The sequence below is a fragment of the Streptomyces longhuiensis genome (genome assembly GCF_020616555.1).
GTDB classification, from domain to species: Bacteria; Actinomycetota; Actinomycetes; order Streptomycetales; family Streptomycetaceae; genus Streptomyces; species Streptomyces longhuiensis.
Genome location: NZ_CP085173.1, coordinates 3186708 through 3206350, shown reverse-complemented (window position 1 = coordinate 3206350; position 19643 = coordinate 3186708). Strand labels below are relative to the sequence as shown.

Annotated in this window: 21 protein-coding genes; 5 read left to right on the top strand and 16 right to left on the bottom strand. The window is 70.5% G+C overall.

Annotated elements, in window-relative coordinates:
- Nucleotides 1–112 precede the first annotated feature (112 nt).
- Entirely contained in the window at nt 113–568 is a 456-nt protein-coding gene (locus LGI35_RS14985; protein ID WP_376220549.1) for a hypothetical protein, read from the top strand.
- A gap of 30 nt (nt 569–598) precedes the next feature.
- Here LGI35_RS14985 and LGI35_RS14980 read toward each other — a convergent pair whose 3' ends face one another.
- The 9 genes from LGI35_RS14980 to LGI35_RS14945 form a co-directional block, all read right to left on the bottom strand.
- Nucleotides 599–2131 carry a DUF1996 domain-containing protein gene (locus tag LGI35_RS14980; protein WP_227294335.1) on the bottom strand — a complete coding sequence of 511 codons (1533 nt, stop codon included), beginning with the start codon at nt 2129–2131 and terminating at the stop codon, nt 599–601.
- A 66-nt stretch (nt 2132–2197) separates the two neighbouring features.
- Entirely contained in the window at nt 2198–2848 is a 651-nt protein-coding gene (locus tag LGI35_RS14975) for a response regulator transcription factor (RefSeq protein WP_227294334.1), read from the bottom strand.
- Nucleotides 2833–4122 (bottom strand): sensor histidine kinase, encoded by a 1290-nt coding sequence (locus tag LGI35_RS14970; protein ID WP_227294333.1) that lies wholly within the window; start codon nt 4120–4122, stop codon nt 2833–2835. Before LGI35_RS14970 ends, LGI35_RS14975 begins: the two co-directional genes overlap by 16 nt.
- 140 nt (nt 4123–4262) lie before the next feature.
- Nucleotides 4263–5261 carry an NAD-dependent epimerase/dehydratase family protein gene (locus tag LGI35_RS14965; protein ID WP_227294332.1) on the bottom strand — a complete coding sequence of 333 codons (999 nt, stop codon included), beginning with the start codon at nt 5259–5261 and terminating at the stop codon, nt 4263–4265.
- A gap of 169 nt (nt 5262–5430) precedes the next feature.
- The gene (locus tag LGI35_RS14960) at nt 5431–6039 is read right to left on the bottom strand and encodes a winged helix-turn-helix domain-containing protein (protein WP_227294331.1); all 609 of its coding nucleotides are present in this window, start codon (nt 6037–6039) and stop codon (nt 5431–5433) included.
- A 107-nt stretch (nt 6040–6146) separates the two neighbouring features.
- Nucleotides 6147–6365: a hypothetical protein gene (locus tag LGI35_RS46610; protein WP_375996513.1), complete on the bottom strand. Its 219-nt coding sequence runs from the start codon at nt 6363–6365 to the stop codon at nt 6147–6149.
- 61 nt (nt 6366–6426) lie between these two features.
- Nucleotides 6427–7458, bottom strand: a complete 1032-nt coding sequence (gene glnII, locus LGI35_RS14955) for a glutamine synthetase (RefSeq protein ID WP_227294330.1) — start codon at nt 7456–7458, stop codon at nt 6427–6429.
- A 225-nt stretch (nt 7459–7683) separates the two neighbouring features.
- A complete protein-coding gene (locus LGI35_RS14950; protein ID WP_227294329.1) occupies nt 7684–8406 on the bottom strand; it encodes a septal ring lytic transglycosylase RlpA family protein in 723 nt (240 codons plus the stop codon).
- A 144-nt stretch (nt 8407–8550) separates the two neighbouring features.
- Nucleotides 8551–8913 carry an arsenate reductase family protein gene (locus LGI35_RS14945; protein ID WP_227294328.1) on the bottom strand — a complete coding sequence of 121 codons (363 nt, stop codon included), beginning with the start codon at nt 8911–8913 and terminating at the stop codon, nt 8551–8553.
- Between the two features lie 133 nt (nt 8914–9046).
- Here LGI35_RS14945 and LGI35_RS14940 point away from each other — a divergent pair, with 133 nt between their 5' ends.
- The gene (locus LGI35_RS14940; RefSeq protein WP_376544084.1) at nt 9047–9325 is read left to right on the top strand and encodes a hypothetical protein; all 279 of its coding nucleotides are present in this window, start codon (nt 9047–9049) and stop codon (nt 9323–9325) included.
- A 61-nt stretch (nt 9326–9386) separates the two neighbouring features.
- Here LGI35_RS14940 and LGI35_RS14935 read toward each other — a convergent pair whose 3' ends face one another.
- A complete protein-coding gene (locus tag LGI35_RS14935) occupies nt 9387–10586 on the bottom strand; it encodes a winged helix DNA-binding domain-containing protein (protein ID WP_227294327.1) in 1200 nt (399 codons plus the stop codon).
- A gap of 145 nt (nt 10587–10731) precedes the next feature.
- On the opposite strand from LGI35_RS14935, the gene LGI35_RS14930 reads away from it, so the two are divergent.
- Nucleotides 10732–11217: a hypothetical protein gene (locus LGI35_RS14930; RefSeq protein WP_323182772.1), complete on the top strand. Its 486-nt coding sequence runs from the start codon at nt 10732–10734 to the stop codon at nt 11215–11217.
- Nucleotides 11218–11254: 37 nt separating this feature from the next.
- Nucleotides 11255–12595, top strand: a complete 1341-nt coding sequence (locus LGI35_RS14925; protein ID WP_227294326.1) for a DUF2252 domain-containing protein — start codon at nt 11255–11257, stop codon at nt 12593–12595.
- Nucleotides 12596–12656: 61 nt separating this feature from the next.
- Here the strand turns inward: LGI35_RS14925 and LGI35_RS14920 are convergent, their stop codons facing one another.
- The 3 genes from LGI35_RS14920 to glnA form a co-directional block, all read right to left on the bottom strand.
- Complete coding sequence (locus LGI35_RS14920) at nt 12657–13181, bottom strand: DUF1269 domain-containing protein (protein ID WP_227294325.1); 525 nt, start codon at nt 13179–13181, stop codon at nt 12657–12659.
- A gap of 629 nt (nt 13182–13810) precedes the next feature.
- Entirely contained in the window at nt 13811–14017 is a 207-nt protein-coding gene (locus tag LGI35_RS14915; protein ID WP_227294324.1) for a hypothetical protein, read from the bottom strand.
- A 1233-nt stretch (nt 14018–15250) separates the two neighbouring features.
- Entirely contained in the window at nt 15251–16660 is a 1410-nt protein-coding gene (glnA, locus tag LGI35_RS14905; protein ID WP_227294323.1) for a type I glutamate--ammonia ligase, read from the bottom strand.
- Between the two features lie 189 nt (nt 16661–16849).
- On the opposite strand from glnA, the gene LGI35_RS14900 reads away from it, so the two are divergent.
- Nucleotides 16850–17320 carry an RDD family protein gene (locus tag LGI35_RS14900; RefSeq protein WP_227294322.1) on the top strand — a complete coding sequence of 157 codons (471 nt, stop codon included), beginning with the start codon at nt 16850–16852 and terminating at the stop codon, nt 17318–17320.
- A gap of 93 nt (nt 17321–17413) precedes the next feature.
- Here LGI35_RS14900 and LGI35_RS14895 read toward each other — a convergent pair whose 3' ends face one another.
- The 3 genes from LGI35_RS14895 to LGI35_RS14885 form a co-directional block, all read right to left on the bottom strand.
- Nucleotides 17414–18118 carry a DUF4191 domain-containing protein gene (locus LGI35_RS14895; protein WP_227294321.1) on the bottom strand — a complete coding sequence of 235 codons (705 nt, stop codon included), beginning with the start codon at nt 18116–18118 and terminating at the stop codon, nt 17414–17416.
- 30 nt (nt 18119–18148) lie between these two features.
- Nucleotides 18149–18352 carry an SCO2195 family GlnR-regulated protein gene (locus LGI35_RS14890; RefSeq protein ID WP_116502480.1) on the bottom strand — a complete coding sequence of 68 codons (204 nt, stop codon included), beginning with the start codon at nt 18350–18352 and terminating at the stop codon, nt 18149–18151.
- A gap of 258 nt (nt 18353–18610) precedes the next feature.
- Entirely contained in the window at nt 18611–19576 is a 966-nt protein-coding gene (locus tag LGI35_RS14885; protein WP_116502481.1) for a lipoyl synthase, read from the bottom strand.
- Nucleotides 19577–19643: the final 67 nt, after the last annotated feature.

The following is a 19643-nucleotide window of genomic DNA, read 5'->3' as shown; positions in this document are numbered from 1 at the left end:
CCCCTGCGTCGGATGATGCGGCGCACGGTAACCCTGTGATCCCCCTCGCTCAACGGTGTGTACAGAGCCGGCGAGTTCGTGTCGCCGCACGGGACGGAAGGAAACGATGGGAATGACGCGACGCACGCGGCGCATATGGGTGACGGGAGCGATGGTCTCGCTGGCGGTCCTGACCGGCTGCGGATCGCACGGCGACACCGTGCCGAAGACCGCGACCGGCAGCCTGGAACAGCTCGCTGCCCGGGCGAAGTGCCGGCCCGACATCCAGACGGACGCCGACGAGCTGCGCCAGGCCACCTGCGGCGACGGCGCCGACCGCTACATCCTCGCGACCTTCGCCACCGACCGCGGCCAGGCCGAGTGGCTCGACCAGGCCGACGACTACGGCGGCACCTATCTGATCGGCCGCCGCTGGATCGCGGTGGGCGACGACGATGCGGTCACAGCGCTGCGCGGCCGGCTCGGCGGGACCGTGGAGAAGTCCTCCTCGCACCACTCGGGGAGTAGCGGTGGCGGGGGTCACGAGGAGGACGGGCACTCCGGGCACAACGGTCACCGCGCGAGCTGACCGCGCAGCAGTCGACGGGGGGTCAGGCCGTCAGGTACAGCGCTGACCCCGGTTGATGCAGCTCGCGACGCGCTTCATCAGGCCGTCGTCGAAGACGTTGATGAAGTCGCCGTGGTCGGTCACGGGCTTGTGCAACTGCTCGGGGAACGAGTCGACGGCGAAGCCGGGGCCGGGCGGGACGTCGTACACGATGCGCTGCTGCAGCTGCGGGATCGCCTGGAAGCCCTGCGGGCAGGCGCCGCTGTTCGGGTCGGCGAAGGCGACGTGCGTACGGTGGTTGGCGCTGTCCGTGTTGCGCCCGTCCCAGCAGCTCTGGAACTTGAACGACCGCACGACCTTGCTGCCTTCGGGGCAGATCGGGTACTTGTCCTTCAGCTGGCGGTTCTCGAAGCCGGTGCAGCTCCAGGACGCGTTCGCGTTCGCGTCGCCGTTGGTGAAGGCCTTGGCGTCACCTGTGATGATGCGCAGGAACCGCGGCATGGCGACGACCTTGCCGGCCGGACTTCCGACGAACTTCAGCGTGACCGAGGCAGGGGTCTGGATCTCGCCGACATTCTGGTCCTTGCCGCCGCCGTCGGCCTGCGCGTCGTTCTCGTCCTTTCCGTTCTGGAGGCGCAGAACAGGCCAGTAATAGGTCGACTTGTCACCCTGATTGCGGCAGCTCGTGTCACCGTTCGCAAGATCGTCGTCACTGGCGAAAGCGTCGTTCGCCTGATTTCCCACGTAGTCGTGCATATGGTGCGCGCCATTGCTCACACCGGGCGCCACGATGACGTTGTCGGGATTGAACTTGCCGTTCTCGTTGCGCCCGCATTTCGTGGTGAACGTGCCGCGGGAGGCGGCGCGCTGGTTGCGCGGCGTCCTGACGTTGGGCTGGACGGAGTTGATGTCGACGAAGTCGGAGGCGTCGGGGCCGTTGCCGTTCTGCTGACCGCCGCCCTGCTGGCCGCCACCTTGACCGCCGTCCCCTTGCTGACCGCCGTCGCCCTGCTGACCGCCGTCGCCTTGCTGACCGCCGTCGCCCTGCTGACCGCCGTCCGCGGGGGCGGACGGCGCGGCCGAGCCCGCCGGGGGGCTGCCGTCGGTGCCGGCCGACCTGGCCGTGCAGGCCGCGAGGTCCTTCATGCCCTGCGGCGCCGTACCGCCCGCCCGGCTGATCTCCAGGCCGATCCGGTCGATGAGGGTCGAACGCCGCTCCTTCAACGGCTGCAGAATGCTGTTCTGCACGAAGTCGGGGTCCCGCGCCGCCGCGTCCCGCGAGGCCGCGAGGCGCTGGTACGACTCGGTGATCTGGCTGTCCATCGTGGCCAGTTCGCCGTCGACCTCCGACCGAGCGGCGTCCGGCACGTCGGACAGCCCGTTGCCCACGTCGGGGCAGTCGATCGTGGCGACCTGCTGCTGTTGCTGCTGCGCTCCGTCGCCGCGCTGCGCCGGGTTCTCCTCGTGGGCGGACGCGTAGACGTTCACCGCGACCAGCCCTCCTCCGCCCAGGAGCAGTGCGGCCGACGCGACCGTCATGCGCGTCGCGAGTGACGAGCGCCGTTTTCGTGATGTGCGTCCCATGGGGCTACGTACGCAACACGAGGGCCCCTTGTTCAAAGAGAGCGCCGGTGATTTCCCGGCGGATTCTCAACGGCCCTGATCCAGATAGGCGATGACGGCGAGAACGCGCCGGTTGTCGTCGTCCGACACCGGAAGTCCCAGCTTCAGAAAGATATTGGAGGTGTGTTTCGCGATCGCCCGTTCCGTGACGATGAGTTGGCCCGCGATGGCCGCATTCGACCGGCCCTGGGCCATGAGTTCCAGAACCTCCATCTCGCGCGGTGTCAGACCGCCGAGCGGAGCCTCCGTGGCCCGCCGCGAAAGCAGCTGCTGGATCACCTGGGGGTCCATCGCGGTCCCGCCCGCGGCGACCCGGCGCACCGCGTCGATGAACTGGTCCGCGTCGAACACCCGGTCCTTGAGCAGATAGCCGATCCCGCCGTTCCCGTCGGCGAGCAGCTCGCGCGCGTACAGCTGCTCCACGTGCTGTGACAGGACGAGGACCGGCAGCCCGGGCCGCGCCCGCCGCGCGGCGAGCGCGCACTGCAGCCCCTCGTCCGTGTGCGAGGGCGGCAGCCGTACGTCGACGACGGCGACGTCGGGCTCCGACTCGGCGAGCGCCTTGGTCAGTTCGGGCCCGCTCTCGACGGCCGCGACGACCTCGAAGTCGTACGCCTCCAGCATCCGCACCAGACCGTCGCGGAGAAGGAAGAGATCTTCGGCTAGGACAACGCGCAAGGGATCTCCATCGTCACCATGGTCGGACCGCCCGCGGGGGAGCTGACGGCGAGGACGCCGTCGAATGTACCGAGCCGCCGCTCGATCCCGCTCAGCCCCGACCCCGCCCCGATGCTCGCGCCGCCCTTCCCGTTGTCGGTGACGGCGATCCGCAGCATGCCCGTCGCCCCGGTGTGGTGGACGTCGACCCAGACGCGGTCGGCCCCCGAGTGCTTGACGGCGTTCGTGAGAACCTCGCTGACGGCGAAGTACGCCGCCGACTCGACGGGCGCGTCGGTGCGGCCCGGCAGGTCCACGTCGACGTCGGTGGTGACCGGCAGCCGCAGCGCGAGCGCCTTCACCGCGTCACCGAGGCCGCGCTCGGCGAGGACCGGCGGATGGATGCCGCGGACCAGGTCACGCAGCTCGGTGAGGGCGTCGGCCGAGGACCTCCGGGCCTGCGCGAGCAGTTCCTTGGCCTTCTGCGGGTTCTTCTCGACCAGCGCCTCGATCGTGCCGAGGTCCATGCCCATGGCGACGAGACGGGCCTGCGCACCGTCGTGCAGGTCGCGCTCGATGCGGCGCAGCTCCGCGGCCGAGGTGTCGACCGCGTCGCGCCGCGTCTGCGTCAACACCTCGACACGGGCGGCCAGTTCGCCCTCGTCCGGGGTGAGGACCGCGCGGGTCAGCTGGAAGTGGGCCCGCAGCAGGAACGGGGCCGTGAAGTAGCCGGCGACGAGCAGCGCCGTGGCGAGACCGGCCGCCAGGAACGCGGAACCCTGACCGCCGACGGGCACGAACCCGTACCACCAGCCGACGTGCGTGCCGTCCGTGAAGATCCGCCACAGACCGGCCGCGAGGGCGTACCCCTCCAGCGGATAGAAGATGACGGCGGCCGGCAGGAGCGCCGTCACGAACCCGGCCGTCATGTCGGCGAGCAGCCACAGCAGGTCCCGCCAGGTCGCCGGGTCGCCGAGCATCAGGCGGCAGCGCTCCGCCTGCCCGACGAGCCCGGTGCGCGCATCGGCGGGGAAAGGCCGGTACAGCGCCGGGACGCGGATCCCGTACCACTCGGCGGCGAGGACGCGCCGCCGGTTCGCCCAGGACCTGACCAGGGAGAGCACCGCGGGCGTGGTGAGCACACCGACACCCAGGACGATGAACACGATCGACAGGACGGACAGGACGAAGAGGGTGAGCGACCCGGCGAACCCCACCACCGCCAGTACGAGGCCACGCGCCCCGGCCACCAGGGCGCGGCGCGCCCGCCCGCCGTCCGCACCCGACGCGTCCATCCCGCTCTCCGTCCACCGCCCGACCCGTACGCCCCCAGTCTCCCCGGCCGGGGCCGTACGGGACATGGGGCCGGGCACCCGTCCGGGGGTGTATCTGACACCACCCCGAGCGACCCCGGGCCCCACGCAGGCCCCCGGCCTCAGGCCTCCAGGACCTTGGCCTCCGTCGCCGGGTCGAGGCCGAGGACCGGCCGGTCCGGGCGCTGCGGGGCCGTCCCGCCGATGGACTCCAGCCAGGCCCAGGTGTCGGCGACGGTCTCCTCGACGGGCCGGCACCGCAGCCCGGCCGCGACCGCCTTCGCCACGTCGGCGCTGTGCAGAGCGGCATGCATGTCACCGCCCGGCGGCACCCACACCGGCAGCTGCATCCACGGCTCGATCCCGGCCGCGGTGATCACCTCGGGAGCGGTCCAGCGCAGGTCGGCGTCACTCCCGGTGACCCGGACGCACGCGTCGAGCAGCCCTCCCATGGTGGTGTGCCCGGAGGGGCAGATCAGGGTGTACGGGCCGCTCAGTCCGGCCTGCGCCGCGTCGAGGACCCAGGTGGCGAGGTCGCGCACGTCGATGTATTGGAGCGGCAGTTCGCGGGGGCCGGGGGCGAGCACGGGGCCGCCCCGCGCCATCCGGGCCAGCCACCACGGGAGCCGGCCGATGTTCTCGTACGGGCCGAGGATCAGACCGCACCGCACCAGCAGGGAGCGGTCCGCGCCGAACGCGTCGACCGCCGCGAGCTCACCGCCCCGCTTGTCCCGCGCGTAGTCCGTCTGCTCCGCGTCGGGCGAGGCGCCGTCGACGACCGGGGCGTCCTCGGTGTAGCCGGGCGGGGGCGCCCACTCGTACACGGACGAGGTGGACACGTATATGTAGCGGCCGGCACGCCCCGCGAGCAGCCGGGCGGAGTCGCGGACCGCGCGGGGCGCCGCGGCCCAGGTGTCGACGACGACGTCCCACTCGCCCTCGCTCTGCGCGAGCGCGGCGAGCCCGCCGTCCGCGGTGCGGTCCCCGTGCAGGGACCGCACCCCTTCGGGCGCCGCGTGCCGCCCGCGATGGAACACCGTCACGTCCCAGGACCGGGCGACCGCGGCCTCCACCACGGCACGCCCCACGAATTCCGAACCACCCAGCACCAGAAGTCTCATGCCGGTGACTCTGCCCGCTCGCGACGCGTCAGGGAATCCGTTTCTGCCCGTGGGAGAACGATTCGGCCGGGGGAGATCGGCGGGGACCGGACGAGGCGGAGGCCGGCGGAGGCGGAGGACGGCACCCCGCCCGTCGGTCCCGTCGGTCACCGCCCGTCGGCTCCGTCGGTCACCGCGTCGCCGGCGGGGCGTACTTGTACCCCACTCGCCGCACCGTCTGGATCACCTGACGGTGCTCGGCCCCGAGCTTGCGCCGCAGCCGTGCGACATGGACGTCGACCGTCCGTCCGTCGCCCACGTGCCCGTAGCCCCACACCGTGGTCACGAGCTGGTCGCGGGTGTGCACCCGGTGCGGATGCGCGACGAGGTGCGCGAGCAGCTCGAACTCCAGGTACGTCAGGTCGAGTTGGCGACCGTCGACCCATGCGGTGCGCTGCACGCCGTCGATGCTGACGAGGGCGTCGGCGCCGGTGCTGATGCTGGTGCCGCTGTTCTGCGACGCGGCTTCGGGCCGGGGACCGGGCTCGTCGGGTACCGGGAGCAGCGGCTGCTGGTCCGCGGGTACGAGCACCAGGTAGCCGATCATCGGCGGCCGGCCGGGGAGCGTGGGCAGGGTGTGCGGGGGAGCGGGCAGCCAGGTCGCGCCCGGCGGCAGGAAGTCCGTGACGTCGACCACCTCGTCCCGGTCGACGGCGCGCAGCCGGTGGCGGCCGGGGACGGCGGGGGAGGGGGCGGCGGTCACGGAGGAAGCGGTGGAGAAGGAACGGGTGTTCGCCATGAGTGGTCAACTCTTTCGCGCGAGGAGTCATCGAGATCGTCGAGAACTGCGAGGTCGCAGAAGGACCTACGTCGTGCGCGCGGGCCGAACGCCGGGGTGATTCGGCTTTAGAGGGCCTGCGCGTTCTCCGCGCGGCAACACACCCGGTCGAAGTCGTGGTGCTGACGGGAAGGCCAGAAGGGCTCGAGGTCGTGGCGACCTGTCGCGGTGTTCTGGAAGCTGGCCATGGCCCCATTGAAGCAGACGGGCTCGCGGGGCAGGACCCCCCTCTCACCGGTCGGACGGCACCTTGGCGTGAACTTGACGTTCCGCGCGGCTCTCCGCACGGGCAGCGCGAAGGGCGCCCACCGGACCGGTGGGCGCCCTTCGGGAAACAGGAGCCGCGGATCAGACCTGGCCGGCCTTCTCCAGAGCGCTGCAGCAGGTGTCGACGATCAGACGCGTCACGACGTACGGGTCGACGTTCGCGTTCGGACGGCGGTCCTCGATGTAGCCCTTGCCGTCCTTCTCGACCTGCCACGGGATGCGGACCGAGGCGCCGCGGTCGGAGACGCCGTAGCTGTACTCGTTCCACGGGGCGGTCTCGTGCAGACCCGTCAGACGGTCGTCGATGCCCGCGCCGTAGTTCTTGACGTGGTCCATCGGCTTCGAGCCCTCGCCGAGCGACTCGCACGCGGTGATGATCGCGTCGTAGCCCTCGCGCATCGCCTTCGTGGAGAAGTTGGTGTGCGCGCCCGCGCCGTTCCAGTCGCCCTTGACCGGCTTCGGGTCGAGGGTCGCGGAGATGTCGAAGTCCTCGGCGGTGCGGTACAGCAGCCAGCGGGCCACCCACAGCTGGTCGGAGACCTCGAGCGGGGCGAGCGGGCCGACCTGGAACTCCCACTGGCCGGGCATGACCTCGGCGTTGATGCCGGAGATCCCGAGACCCGCCTTGAGGCAGTTGTCCAGGTGCGCCTCGACGACGTCGCGGCCGAAGATCTCGTCCGCGCCGACGCCGCAGTAGTAGCCGCCCTGCGCGGCCGGGAAGCCGCCCACGGGGAAGCCGAGCGGGCGCTCGCCCTCGAAGAACGTGTACTCCTGCTCGATGCCGAAGATCGACTCCTGCGCGGCGAACTGCTCCGCGACCTCGGCGAGCGCGGCACGCGTGTTGGACTCGTGCGGCGTCATGTCGATGTTCAGGACCTCGCACAGGACGAGGATGTCGTCGCCGCCGCGGATCGGGTCCGGGTAGGAGGCGACGGGGCGCAGTACGCGGTCGGAGGCGTGACCCTTGGCCTGGCTGGTGCTCGAACCGTCGAAGCCCCAGATCGGCAGCTCTTCGAGCGCCGGCGCGGAACCCGCGATTATCTTCGTCTTCGAACGGAGCTTGGCCGTCGGCTGGGTGCCGTCGATCCAGATGTACTCAGCCTTGAACGTCACGGGGCCACATCCTTCGGGTGGGTCTGTACGGCGCAGTCATGTGCGGGTGCGGCGCCTCGGTGTGCTGCTCCGCAGACTGTCAACAGGCGATTTCCCGTCCGTTGCCCGTATGTGAACCCCGTGTTACCCGGGCCCTTTGTGGCCGGAGTCACGTTTCGCCGGACGGCCCCGGCCCGCGCACGTCATGGGGGCACGCGCGCGGGCCGGCGCCGAAGGCCCGTGAGGTCAGCCCACCTTCTCTATCCGTGCGTTGCGGATGAGGAACTTGCCCGGTTCGCGGACCTGCTCGAACGCCGAGTTGTTCAGCAGCACGCAGCTCCCGGAGGCGGAGGTGACCTCGACGGACGTGGACTTGCCGTTGTCCAGGTTGGTGACCTTGAGCTTCGTCCCGGCCGGGAACTGCCCGCTGGACGCGGCGGGCGCGCCGCCCTCACCGGACAGCGTCACGGTCGAACCGGCACAGACCTGCTCACCGGCGACGTCCCCTCCGGCGTCACCGGCGGCGTCAGTAGGGTCGGGCTCGGCGGTGACCGTGTCCGGCGGTGCGGCCGTCACGGTCTCCATGCCGCCGGCCGCGTCATCGGCTCCGCCCCCGGCCTGCGCTCCGGCTCCCGCCGCGTCGTCAGCACCTGCTCCGGCCTGCGCGTCGGCTCCGTCCCCGGCCTCGCAGCCGGACGCCGCCTCCTTGCGCCGGATCTCCGCGATGACCGCTTCCCGGTTGGCGATGCGGGCCTCGGACTGCGCGTCCGGGGCGGCCCGCTGTCCGTCGATGAACTTCTGGTTGTTGGCGATCGCGGTCTCCAGGCCCTGGCAGACCTGGGCGTTCTGCGCGACCGGCGCCGCATTGCCCGTACTCGCGAGCGCGAACGCCGCGCCACCGGCGACGAGGGCCGCGCTCACCGCGAGCGCGGCCTTCTTCCGGGGGCCCATCCTTCTCCTGCGGGACATGTCCGCCTCCTGTCGTCGTTACGAACGTCGGTGCGCGCACCGTTACGTACGGGTAACTGGAGGGCGAAACTCAACTGACCCAAGGGGATCTCAAGTAACGTACGTCACACGAGAGTTGGGCCCGCCGGGTGAGTCTGTCGCGGCTCAGTTGCGTCCGAGCGCGTCCCGGACCGCGTCCTCGCTGCGCGCCACCACGGCCGTGCCGTCCTCCGCCGTGATGATCGGCCGCTGGATGAGCTTCGGGTGGGCGGAGAGCGCCGCGATCCACCGGTCGCGCGAACCCGCGTCCCGCGCCCAGTCCTTCAGGCCGAGCTCCTTCGCGTCGGCCTCCTGCGTCCGTGTGATGTCCCACGGCTCGAGCCCGAGCCGCTCCAGAACGGCGCGGATGTCGTCCTCGGACGGCACGTCCTCCAGGTAGCGCCGCACCGTGTAGTCGGCGCCTTCCGCGTCGAGCAGGGAGAGCGCGCTGCGGCACTTCGAACAGGCGGGGTTGATCCAGATTTCCATGGGGTCAAAGGTACGGGAAAGGCCTTGTGGCCAGCGGCTATTGTCAGTGCCCGGCAGTAGAATAGAAGCAGTGTTCGAGGGAGCGTCCGGGGCCGCGGAGGGCCTCGGAAGGTCTCCCTCCCGCGACAGGAGGATGTCTGTGCCCGCTGCCGCACCGATGCTGATCGACCTGCCCGGCAAGTCACTCGAAAAGAAGGCCCTGCCCGCGGGACGGCCGCGTGACTGGTACATCACGCACAACCGCCGCCTCAAGGCCATGCGCCTCGCGATCGCCCTGCTCGACTCGGGCGTCTACCTTCCGAACCAGGCCCACAACCGGACGATACGGAGCACGGCGGAGCGCGTCGGTATCCATCCGCCGTCGGACATCACCTGCCACATGGTGCGCGCGCTGATGCGTTACAGCCGCTGACCACCAGGTGCGCCGCCCGCCCATGTGTCTCTCAACGGGCGGACGGCCCACGGCAGTTCACTCACTTCTTCGCCGGAGCCGGTCCCGCCAGCTCCTTCTCCAGAGGCGTACGGAAGCGGGGAGTGACCCGCGCCTCGCCCACCCACTCCTGGAGTCGCGCGGCCTCCGCCTCGACGGCGGCCGCGGCCTCCCGGCCCACGTCCGCGAGCAGCCGCCACCGGACGACGCCGTCCTTGCCCTGGGCCCATCCGCCGGCGATCCGCCCGTCCCACCACACGGTGGGCCCGACGTTGCCCGCCCCGTCGAAGAGCGGCGCCCGCAGCTCCGGCGGCAGATACCAGTCGCGCTGCTGCCAGCCCATCGCGCTCGGGTCGAGCCCCGGGAGCAGGGCGGCCCACGGCTCCGCGTCGGCGGTGACCGGCTCGGCGGCGTCGGGGAGCACGAACCCGGCCCCCTCGTCCAGCTCCACCTCGACCGCCCCGACGGCCGTGAGCGCCCTGCGTACGTCGGTGACCTTCCACCCCGTCCACCACTTCAGATCGGCCTCCGTGGCCGGACCGCACGAGCCGAGCCAGTGCCGCAGGAGCTCCGACTGGGCCTCGGCCGCGGGGAGTTCGGGATGCGCGGGCATGAGCGCCCACCTGAACTGGCTGGACGTCCACGACCCGCGGGGCCGCCCGCGCACGACGCGCCCCTCCATGCCGAGCACACGCAGCAGCCGCGTGGAGATCGACTGCCACGCCTCGTACTTCTTGCCCGGCGCGTACAGCAACTGCGTGCGCAACCGGGGCTCGTCCTCGGCGAGTTCGGCCGCGGTCGCCTCGCCGCGTGCCCCGATCGCCGCCAGAGTGCCCGCCTCGACGTCCGCGAGCCACGCCGCGTCGTGCTCGCTGCCCGCCTCCAGGTGCTTGACGAAGGAGGCGCGCTCCCGCGCGGCGACCGCCACACCCGTCGACGCGTGCACCACGGCCGTGAGCGCGGCGGGGAACACGAACACCGTGTGCCGCATGCCGTGCATCCGCACCAGGGAGCGGTCCGTGTACAGGGCGCGCTCGACATCGGCGACCGTCTTCGACGGGTCCCTGAGGCGCGCGCCCACCGCCAGGTACACGGTGGCCGGGTCCGTGCCGTGCAGCGCCACGAGCGACCCGGCGACCTCCTCGGCGGACCCCGCCCGCGCGGCGGGCGCGAGCCGCTGCCCGGCCGCGAGCCTGGCCCGCCGCTCCGGCGCCCCGACGCGCCGCCGCCCACCACTCACCATGACCTCCCAGGACCGTTCTCCGACTGTGCTCCCATCCTGCCCCCCGGGCCCCGGCGCGTTCACCTGTTTGCCGTACCCGGCATGCCGCCCGGGCCCCGGCCGCCTTGACTGAGATGACGGGTGAGCGGAACTGGCAGCGGGAGGCATGATGTCGGGACGTGGCATACGGGGAGCGGCAGCCGGACTGCTCGTGACGGCGGTGCTGCTCGTGGCGGCCGGGTGCTCGGACAGCGACACCAGCCCCTCCGACGCGGTGTCCAAGGCCGCGTCCGCCGCGTCGTCCGCGGCGTCCCGGGGCGGTGACGTCGTCGCGTCGGCCACGGCGAAGGCCCAGGAAGAACTGGACCGCATCAAGGGCGGCGTGAACGCCAAGGGCGACATCGCGCTGGGCGGCGTGACGAAGGACGGCGACCGCCTGACGGTCCCCGTCACCGCGACCAACCGCTCCGGGTCCCAGGCCTCGTACGCGGTACAGGTCAACTTCCGCGACAGCAGCGGCAATCTTCTCGACACGGTCGTCGTCACGGTCGACGACGTGGACGACGGCAAGTCCAAGGAGGCGACGGCCCGCAGCAACCGCAACCTCACCGGCGACGTGAAAGCGGACGTCGGCCGAGCGCTGCGACGCTAGCCGTGACCGGCCCCGCAGGCCACGCGGACGGTGCGGCATGACCACTCCCCAGGCCAGGGCCGCCCTGGGCCGTGAGGCCCGCAAGCGCGCCTCACGCTCCTCGCACGGCGCGTGGATCCCCGCCGCCGACCGCGCCGACCCCGTCGTCGTACTGGAACGGCAGGCGGCCGACCGCGTCGCGGAACTGCTGCCCATCCGGTACGGACGGATGGCGGCCTCCCCGTTCGCGTTCCTGCGCGGCGCCGCCGCCGTCATGACCGGCGACCTGGCAACCCAGCGCGCCACCGGCCTCACGGTCCAACTCTGCGGCGACGCCCACCTGTTGAACTTCGGCCTCTTCGCGTCCCCGGAACGGTCCCTGCTCTTCGACGTCAACGACTTCGACGAGACCAGCCCGGGCCCCTTCGAATGGGACGTGAAAAGGCTGGCCGCGAGCGTGGCCGTCGCGGCGCGCGACAACGGGCACACCGACACCCAGGCCCTCAGGTCGGCCCGCGCCGCCGCGGAGGCGTACCGCACGACGATGCGCCGGCTCGCCGGGATGGGCGAACTCGCCGTCTGGTACGAGCACATCGACGCGCACGAGCTGCTGCCCCTCATCCGCTCCGGCCGCGACCGCCGCCGTGTCCAGGCGACCCTCGCCCACGCCACCCGCCGCACCAGCCTCCACGCGCTCGGCAAACTCACCGAGGTCGTCGACGGGCGCCGCCGCATCATCGACGACCCGCCGCTCCTCGAACCGGCGAGCACCCCCGACGCGGCCACGGTGCGCAAGCTGTTCGGCGACTACCGCTCCACCCTCGCCGAGGAACGCCGCCGCCTGCTCGACCGCTACCACTTCGTCGACGCCGCCCGGAAGGTCGTCGGCGTCGGCAGCGTCGGCACCCGCTGCTTCATCGTGCTGCTCCAAGGGCGCGACGCCGACGACCCCCTGTTCCTCCAGATCAAGGAGGCCACCCGGTCCGTCATCGAGGAGTACCTGCCGCACGGCCCCTACGTCCACCCGGGCCACCGCGTCGTCGCCGGTCAGCGCCTGCTCCAGGCCACCGGTGACATCTTCCTCGGCTGGATGACCGGCCCCCAGGGCCGCGCCTTCTACTGGCGTCAGCTGCGCGACATGAAGGGCTCCGCCGACGTCGCCGGCATGGGCCCCGACGAACTGCGCTTCTACGCCGAACTGTGCGGCAACACCCTGGCCCGCGCGCACGCCCGCTCCGGCGACCGCATCGCCATCACCGGCTACCTCGGCCGCGCCGACACCTTCGACCGCGCCGTGGCCGACTTCGCGCTGCGCTACACGGACCAGAACGCAGCCGACCACACCGCCCTGCGCAGGGCGGCCTCGGAGGGTCTGATCACGGTGGCGCCGGGCGTCTGAGAACGCCGGTACGGCCGTCCCCGGACGGGAACGGCCGTACCCACAGGACCGTACGGATGTCTCAGGACCCCTGCGTGGCCTCCTGCGCCGCCGCGCCACCACGGGCCGCTTCCAGGGCCGCCCGCAGATGCTCCTCCTCCTCGTTGCTCAGCGAGGTCTGGACGAGCTGACCGCCGAACGTCGCGATCTCGGGGATGACCTTGTCCGGGGAGGCCTGCTTCACCAGGACGAACAGCGCGGCGGCGCCGGGCTGCAGGTTCTGGCTCAGGTCCTTCATGAAGTCGTCGTTGATGCCGGTGTCGGTCACGGCACCACCGGCGGCCCCGGCCGCGGCACCGACGGCCGCGCCGAGCAGCGGGGCCAGGAAGAGCAGCCCGATGACACCGCCCCACAACGCCCCGCCGGCCGCACCCGTCGCCGTGTAGTTCACGGCCTGGTGCAGCTTGATCTTCCCGTCCTCGCGCCGCTCGACGACGACGATGTCCTCGAGCTCGACGAGGTGCTGCTTGGCCAGGTCGAGCATTTTCTTGCGCACCTGATCGGCCGTGGCGAGGTCGTTGTAGGCGACGACGAACAGATTGCTCATACGGCACTCCTCGGAAGTCTGTGCAACTTCGCCCGAGTTTAAGAGCGTTTATGACAACACGCAGAACGAAGCCCCCCGCCCCTCCGGGAGGAGGCGACGGGGGCCGAGTTGCCCGGAAGGCGACCGGAGGACCCGGCTGTGCTTCCTGGATGTCGAAGAACTGATGCCGCGAGACCCTTACTTGGGGCTTGCCCCAGCACCTCGTCTCTGACCAGCGAGGGAATGGTTGTCGCTGGTCATTGCCGGCCGCTCTCGGCTCCCCTTCGACGGCTCAGCGACGACCCAGCGACGGCCCGGGAGGTGCGTACGGCTGATCGCTTGAGACGGCTGGGTCGGCAGAGTTGCAGATCGCGCGATCACTCGGCGCCGAGCTGCCCGTTCCCGCAGTGGTCTGCTCCGCGCCCCACGCGTGCCCCACGATGCACCCCGAAGCGTCGCTCTCGCGCTCGGGCGAAACATGGTTGCTGCGTGGTCTCCCTCGACTTGCCACGCGTCAACCGGCCTCAGGCGGAGGCCGGGTTCGGCGGCGTCCAGGGCGTGTCCGACGGATCGGCACAGTCCCCGCGACTCTCCCGGCTACGCTCGCGCGGGACCGCCGCGGTGCGTGGCTGCGGGGCGCCTTGTGGGGTTCAGTCGATCGACTCCCCGTTGTGCATGCCGCCCTTGCAGAGGTTGTCCATCAGATCGGGCATTCCGCCGCCCTGCTTGCACTGAGAAGGGGTGACGTAGGTCGAGGCGCCGTGTGCGGCTGCGGTGGCGCTGGCTGCGCCCGTGAGGCCGAGTCCGGCGAGGGCTGCTGTGGCGATGACGGCGGGGAGGATTCGTCGAATGCGCATTTTGTTCCCCTTTCACGGATTGTCTCGTTTGGGGCACTAGTTAGCTTAATCGTCATGGGGGTGGCACGTCATGTTGCGCCATTCGGGTGACATGGCTGTCGGGAGCGGGGCCACCGACCCGGCGCGCCCAAAGCCTTCGCGGCCGGCCGGAAAGGCGGGACGGACGGCGGAGCGATGGCAGGTCTGGGGGTGGGGACGGTCTGCATGACGCGACCCGTCAGACACGCTCCAGTGCCGCGATCGCGGCCGCAGGATGGCCGCCGTACACCATGTGAGGTTCGTCGGACGCGGGAGGCACGAAGCGAGTTCGGTCCGGCTCGCGACGTTGTCCGCTGCGCGGGATCTCCGGTTCGTAGAATCCTTGGCTCGCGCCGCGCGGCTGACCCGAGCTGACGGGGAGTAACGACGTCACGTACTCGCGCCAATGCCCGCTTGAGGAGCGAGGCAGGGCGACTTGAGGGCTGACCTGCGGAAGGACGTACTCATGCGGACGTGGGGTCCGGGTCCTGCCGGTGCCTGCCCCTGGACATTTGCAACCGTTCGAACGCTGAGTAGCTGTGGGGCGCATCAGGTGCGTCCGGCCCTGGGGGCGCGCGGCACGGCTGTCCCGCAAGGTCATGGATCGGCAGTTACAGCGTCATGCCAGGTGCCCGGATCGGCCCCGGCCCAGGCGTAGCTGTCGCCAACTCAGGCGCCGCCCCCGGCCCTTGTCTTCACGTCCTGCTCGGCTTCGTGCCGAGGAACGTCCCTCCTTCGCGTACTCCGTGACCGCTGGCTGCGCGTCCCGGGCGAGGTCCCGCCAGGCGCGCCACGCCGCCTCCTACGCCGCCGTCTGCGTTTCAGCCCAACCTCCTGCGGTCGGCGGCCCGTACTCGTCACGCAGGCGCAGGACATCGCGGTGCGCGGCGTTCGCCGCCTGCTGTCTCTCGACCAGTTCATCGAAGGTGTGTGCCGCCGGCAGCGGATCTTGCACAGACGCAGTGGAGCCCCCGCGTCGACCCGCGAGGCAGGGCTCACGCACGCTCACTCGCCCACTCACCGAGCCACGGCCGCCACCTCCTCGCGACAGGCGGGCCGGTCTGCGTACACGGGAGCCAGCTGTCGGATCGGCTCCAAGACCAGCGGCACCCACGGAAAAGACCGTCGGCCGTGCCTTCCGGAGAGCGGAAGAACACGGCCGACGGCCCACAGACGGCCCAGGAGAGCAGAAACCCGCTCTGACCTGTGGCGTTCTTAGATGTCGAAGTACAGCTCGAACTCGTGCGGGTGCGGGCGGAGCTGGATCGGGGCGATCTCGTTCGTGCGCTTGTAGTCGATCCACGTCTCGATCAGGTCGGACGTGAAGACGCCGCCGGCCTGGAGGTACTCGTTGTCCGCCTCGAGGGCGTCGAGGACCGCGGGGAGCGAGGTCGGGACCTGCTGGACGTTCGCGTGCTCCTCGGGAGCCAGCTCGTACAGGTCCTTGTCGATCGGCTCGGCCGGCTCGATCTTGTTCTTCACGCCGTCGAGGCCGGCCATCAGGAGGGCCGAGAAGGCGAGGTACGGGTTCGAGGACGGGTCCGGCGCGCGGAACTCGACGCGCTTGGCCTTCGGGTTCGAGCCCGTGATCGGGATGCGCATCGCGGCGGAGCGGTTGCGCTGCGAGTAGACCATGTTGACCGGCGCCTCGAAGCCCGGGACCAGGCGGTGGTACGAGTTCACCGTCGGGTTGGTGAAGGCGAGCAGCGACGGGGCGTGCTTCAGGATGCCGCCGATGTAGTAGCGCGCCATGTCCGAGAGGCCGGCGTAGCCCTGCTCGTCGTAGAACAGCGGGTCGCCGTTGGCCCACAGGGACTGGTGGACGTGCATGCCCGAGCCGTTGTCACCGAAGATCGGCTTCGGCATGAAGGTCGCGGTCTTGCCGTTGCGCCAGGCGACGTTCTTCACGATGTACTTGAAGAGCATCAGGTCGTCGGCCGCGGCGAGCAGCGTGTTGAACTTGTAGTTGATCTCCGCCTGGCCGGCCGTGCCGACCTCGTGGTGCTGGCGCTCGACCTGGAGGCCGTTCTTGTCCAGCTCGAGGGAGATCTCCGCGCGCAGGTCGGCGAAGTGGTCGACCGGCGGGGTCGGGAAGTAACCGCCCTTGTAGCGGACCTTGTAGCCGCGGTTGTTCTCTTCCGAACCGGTGTTCCAGGCGCCGGCCTCGGAGTCGATCTCGTAGATCGAGCGGTTCGCGGAGGTCTCGAAGCGGACCGAGTCGAAGACGTAGAACTCGGCCTCGGGGCCGAAGTACGCGGTGTCGGCGATGCCGGTCGAGGCCAGGTACGCCTCGGCCTTCTTCGCGACGTTGCGCGGGTCACGCGAGTACTGCTCGCCCGTGATCGGGTCGTGGATGAAGAAGTTGATGTTGACCGTCTTGTCGCGGCGGAAGGGGTCGATGCGCGCGGTGGTCAGGTCGGCGCGGAGCGCCATGTCGGACTCGTGGATGGCCTGGAAGCCACGGATCGAGGATCCGTCGAAGGCCAGCTCCTCGGTGGGGTCGAACGCCGCGGCCGGCACCGTGAAGTGCTGCATCACACCCGGCAGGTCGCAGAACCGGACGTCGACGAACTTGACGTCCTCGTCCGCGATGAACTTCTTGGCGTCATCGGCGTTCTGGAACATCCAACTCCTCCTACTCCCACCCGGGGAGGGGCGGGGTTGCAGCTCGGTGGTGCGGCCAGTGCGGTGGCACACGCTGGGACCCGACCATAGGTACGGGGGATTTCTCAAGCATGACCCATTTGTTTCGCCGAAGTTAACCGGGCCGGGGGCCGGAGCGGGCCGGGTGGCCGAGCGCAGTACCGTGGACGGGTGGACAACAGGCAAGCAATCGGATCGTGGCTCTCCGGGCCGCGCGCGGCCGCAGAGGACGCGGGTGTCGAGTTCGGGTACCGCGGTGAGCAGCTGGGGCTGCCCGAGCAGGGGCCGGGCTCCATCGCCCGTCCCGGCAGGCGTATCGCCGCCCTCGTCATCGACTGGGCCCTGTGCATGCTGATCGCATACGGGCTCCTCACGCACGGCTACAACCAGGCGACGGGGAACTGGGCCCTCGGGATCTTCTTCGTCCTCGGCGTGCTCACCGTCGGCACGGTCGGCTTCACGCCGGGCAAGCGGATCATGGGGCTGCGCGTCGTCGCGCAGGACGGCTCCGGCCGTCTCGGCGTCGGCCGCGTCCTGGTCCGCACGGTGCTCCTGTGCGTCGCCGTCCCCGCGCTGATCTGGGACCGTGACGGCCGCGGCCTGCACGACCGCCTGGCCCGCGCGGTCCAGGTCCGCGCCTGACACCGGCCAGCCACGACGCTCCACCACGACCTACTACGACGATGAGGCCCCGGAACCGATCGGTTCCGGGGCCTCATCGTCGTAGTAGGAGGGTCAGCGCGCCTTGTTGCCGCCGCCGCGAGGCATCCGCATGCCCTTGGGCATCGGGCCCTTGGGGAGCGGCATGTTGCTCATCAGGTCGCCCATCGCCCGGAGGCGGTCGTTGGTCGTCGTGACCTGCGGGCCCGTGAGAACGCGGGGGAGCTTGAGCATCGTCGTGCGGAGCTTCTTGAGCGGCACCTGGCCCTCGCCGTTGCCGACGAGGATGTCGTTGACCGGTACGTCGGAGACGATGCGGGCCATCTTCCGCTTCTCGGCCGCGAGCAGCGTCTTCACGCGGTTCGGGTTGCCCTCGGCGACCAGGACGATGCCGGCCTTGCCGACCGCCCGGTGGACGACGTCCTGGCTGCGGTTCATCGCCACGGCAGGGGTCGTGGTCCAGCCACGGCCGATGTTGTCGAGTACCGCGGCAGCCGCGCCGGGCTGGCCCTCCATCTGCCCGAAGGCTGCTCGCTCGGCACGGCGTCCGAAGACGATCGCCATCGCGAGGAAGGCGAGCAGGAAGCCGAGAATTCCGAGATATACCGGGTGACCGATCAAGAAACCGATCGCGAGGAACACACCAAAGGTGACGATTCCCACACCCGCGAGTACAAGGGCGATCATCGGATCGGCCTTGCGGGTCATCTTAAAGGTCAGAGCGATCTGCTTGAGTCGCCCGGGGTTCGCAGCGTCCGCTGCGGTTTCCTTCCTCGCCATGCCTTGAAGTCTACGTGTCCGGGCAAGTGCCTACGACGTGCGGGCGGCCACAGCCTTCTCGAGCACCCGCTGCGCCTCCACCCGGTCCTTGGCGCGGCGGCGGTCCTCGAGCACGGAGGTCCAGGCGTTGCGGCGTGCGGTGCGCTGTCCGCTGCTCATGAGCAGCGACTCGACCGCGCGCAGGGCGTCGGTGAGGGTCGGGATGGCGGTGGCGCGTACGGGCGCGGCCTGCATTGGGAGGTCCCCCTCGGGAGCGGCTCTGACGGTGGGTACGTGGCGTGAGTACAGCGTCACTGTTTGGTGTTACCAGGGCATGACCGAAGGGTCAAACGCCCATGAAGCCTTGATGGGGGAGGGCCGAACGATGACGCGGCCCTGACGGTGCCCCCCATCTGCGGGGACTGTCAGGGCCGCGTTCTCTCGGCCATTACTGGCCGGTAATTGCTTGTGCGTGATTTCACACGGCTGGCGGGCCGTGCGGGTGGGACCGGATCAGACCGCCTGCGAGGCCACGTACGAGCCGCGCTTCTCGACCGCCATCTGGTAGAGGCGGCCGGCGCGGTACGAGGAGCGGACCAGGGGGCCCGACATGACGCCGGAGAAGCCGATCTGCTCGGCCTCCTCCTTCAGCTCCACGAACTCGGCCGGCTTCACCCAGCGCTCGACGGGGTGGTGGCGCGGCGTCGGGCGCAGGTACTGGGTGATGGTGATGAGCTCGGTGCCCGCCTCGTGCAGCTGGCGCAGCGCCTCGCTGACCTCGGCGCGCTCCTCGCCCATGCCCAGGATCAGGTTGGACTTGGTGACCAGGCCGGCCTCGCGGGCCTTCGTGATGACCTCGAGGGAGCGCTCGTACCGGAAGCCGGGGCGGATCCGCTTGAAGATGCGCGGCACCGTCTCGACGTTGTGCCCGAGAACCTCGGGGCGGGACGAGAAGACCTCGGCCAGCTGGTCCGGGTCGGCGTTGAAGTCGGGGATGAGCAGCTCGACCTTGGTGTAGCCCTCGGCGCGCTCCGCCGTCATCGCGTGGATCTGGCGCACGGTCTCCGCGTACAGCCAGGCGCCGCCGTCCTCCAGGTCGTCGCGCGCGACGCCGGTGATCGTGGCGTAGTTCAGGTCCATCGTGACGACGGACTCGCCGACGCGGCGGGGCTCGTCACGGTCCAGCGCCTCGGGCTTGCCCGTGTCGATCTGGCAGAAGTCACAGCGCCGCGTGCACTGGTCGCCGCCGATGAGGAAGGTGGCCTCGCGGTCTTCCCAGCACTCGTAGATGTTCGGACAGCCCGCCTCCTGGCAGACCGTGTGCAGGCCCTCGCTCTTCACGAGGCTCTGCATCTTCGTGTACTCGGGACCCATTTTCGCCCGGGTCTTGATCCACTCGGGCTTGCGCTCGATGGGGGTCTGGCTGTTGCGGACCTCCAGGCGCAGCATCTTGCGTCCGTCGGGTGCGACTGCGGACACGACCGGCTCCCTACAGCTTTGATTCTTCGGCGTACATCAGGGTACGCCCGTGGTCTTGATGGGCCTT